At 64.4% G+C, this 1,253-nt stretch carries 2 protein-coding genes; both read left to right on the top strand.

The features are described 5' to 3' along the window. The first annotated feature begins 118 nt into the window (after positions 1-118). A complete protein-coding gene (locus ACIP4X_RS35770; RefSeq protein WP_358738436.1) occupies positions 119-565 on the top strand; it encodes a helix-turn-helix domain-containing protein in 447 nt (148 codons plus the stop codon). Then, positions 550-1,236, top strand: coding sequence for an IS630 family transposase (locus ACIP4X_RS35765; protein WP_401352548.1), 687 nt, complete (start codon positions 550-552; stop codon positions 1,234-1,236). Before ACIP4X_RS35770 ends, ACIP4X_RS35765 begins: the two co-directional genes overlap by 16 nt. The last annotated feature ends 17 nt before the right edge of the window (positions 1,237-1,253 follow it).

Genomic DNA, 1,253 nt, shown 5'->3' with positions numbered 1-1,253 from the left:
CTAGTAGCGTGTCGCTACTTAGCTGTGGGTTGTTTGGTCGGGAGGCTGGTGTTTGGCAGACTCCTCTTCCGTTCTGCCGGACAGGGCTGGTGCGATGGGTTCGCAGAAGAAGAGGCCGGTGGTGCTGACCGCGGCTGATCGTGAAGAGTTGGTTCGGGTGACCACGACGGGGGTCCATCCAGCCTCGGTGATCAGGCGGGCGCGGGTGCTGCTCGCGCTCGACACCTCTGCAGGCGAGATCGGCTCTCAGGAGGTGATCGCGGCTCGTCTGGGCGTCTCCGGTGAGACATTGCGGCTGGTTGCCAAGCGTTTCGCTGAGACCGGCGGCGATGTTCACGCCACGATCGCGCGGAAGAAGCGCGATCTGCCGCCGGTGCCCTCGCCGGTGACCGGTGAGGTCGAAGCCCGGCTGATCGCGATGGCGTGCTCAACCCCGCCTCCGGGCTATGCACGGTGGTCGCTGCGGCTGCTGGAGAAGCACGTCGCGCTGGTCGAGGACATCCCTGATCTGGACCACTCCACCATCGGGCGGATCTTAAAAAAACGGAACTGCGCCCTCACCTGAAGAAGTGCTGGACCATCCCGCCACGAGCGAACGCGCAGTTCGCAGCCCGGATGGAAGACGTGCTGGCCGTCTACGCCCGGCCCTATGACCCGGCGCGTCCGGTGGTGTGCATGGACGAGAAGCCCTACCAGCTCCTCGACCATGCTCGCGGCCCGCTCCCGGCCCGGCCTGGTCACGACGCCTGCCAGGACAGCGAGTACATCCGCTGCGGCACGTGCTCCATCTTCGTGTGGGTCGAGCCCTTACGCGGATGGCGTCGAGTTCAGGCACTGTCCCAGCGGACCCGGATCGACTGGGCCGGCCAGGTCAAGCAGCTGCTGAGCGTGGACTACCCCGACGCCGAGACCGTGGTGCTGGTGATGGACAACCTCAACACCCATGGCGTCGCCTCACTGTACGAGGCATTCGCACCGGAAGAGGCCTTCGCCCTGGCTCAACGCCTCGAGATCCACCACACGCCCAAGCACGGGTCATGGCTCAATATCGCTGAGATCGAACTCTCCGCGCTGACCAGGCAATGTCTCGACCGCCGGATTGGCGACCTCGACATCCTCAACACCGAACTCTCAGCCTGGCAGAACGCCACCAACACCGACCAACGTCAGGTGGACTGGCAGTTCACCACCCACGATGCACGCATCAAACTGCGCCACCTCTATCCCAAATATTAGCCGCGACAGCCTACTAG

The sequence above is a fragment of the Streptomyces sp. NPDC088817 genome (assembly GCF_044750345.1).
Taxonomy (GTDB): domain Bacteria; phylum Actinomycetota; class Actinomycetes; order Streptomycetales; family Streptomycetaceae; genus Streptomyces.
Note: the sequence above shows the minus strand (reverse complement) of the source record. Positions and strands in the feature narration are given on the sequence as shown.